This window comes from Polaromonas sp. P1_G2, from assembly GCF_056405515.1.
In genome coordinates this window covers 1-614 of sequence record NZ_JBFUBY010000700.1, presented here as the reverse complement: position 1 = coordinate 614, position 614 = coordinate 1, and the positions used below count along the sequence as shown (strand labels likewise).

General features: G+C 63.4%; 2 protein-coding genes. One reads left to right on the top strand and one right to left on the bottom strand.

Annotation, left to right across the window (positions count from 1 at the left end; translation table 11 throughout):
• The coding region (locus AC1D0P_RS27030; protein ID WP_477679549.1) for a helix-turn-helix domain-containing protein at positions 1–280 on the top strand (280 nt) is incomplete at its 5' end.
• 8 nt (positions 281–288) lie between these two features.
• Here AC1D0P_RS27030 and AC1D0P_RS27025 read toward each other — a convergent pair.
• A partial coding sequence (locus AC1D0P_RS27025) for an N-formylglutamate amidohydrolase (RefSeq protein WP_477679548.1) occupies positions 289–614 on the bottom strand: 326 nt, incomplete at its 5' end.

Genomic DNA, 614 nt, shown 5'->3' with positions numbered 1-614 from the left:
GCACAATGACTTTCGCTCCATCGCCCGCGATGTCGGCCTGTCGCGCTCGCGCTTCTTCGAACAGTTCCGCAACTCGGTCGGCGTGGCGCCAAACATGTTTGTCGACAGCCTGGTGATCGAGGAAGCGATCCGCATGCTTGCCGTGTCGGGCCAGCCGCTCGGGCAGATCTCTACCAATCTCGGCTTCGCTGCGCCCTCGAGCTTTACACGGTTCTTCAAGGAGCGTGTTGGGTTCACGCCGAGCAATCTCCGGCGCCATGTCAGCGACGCGGCGCTCTGAGCGTCGCACTAGGCCAGGGCCGTGGCGAGGCGCCCGGCCCATTCGGCGATTCCCGCTTCGTCGCGCACCAGGTCCTGGCGGATTTCGATGAGGATTGCCGGATAGCCGCGATCGTCGCCATGCACCGGCACGGCATAGTCTCCCGCTCTGTCGACCGTATAAGGCTCGTTGGCGCCAACGATCAGCGAGCGGTCCTGGCTGAGCCGGTTGATTGTCTCCTCCGCAAATCCTCTTGATTTGTCGAACAGAACGCCCGCGTGCCACGGCCTAGCCTTTCCAAAGAAAACCGGCGTGAAGGAATGGATGGTGACGATCCGCGTGGCCCGCCCGAGGC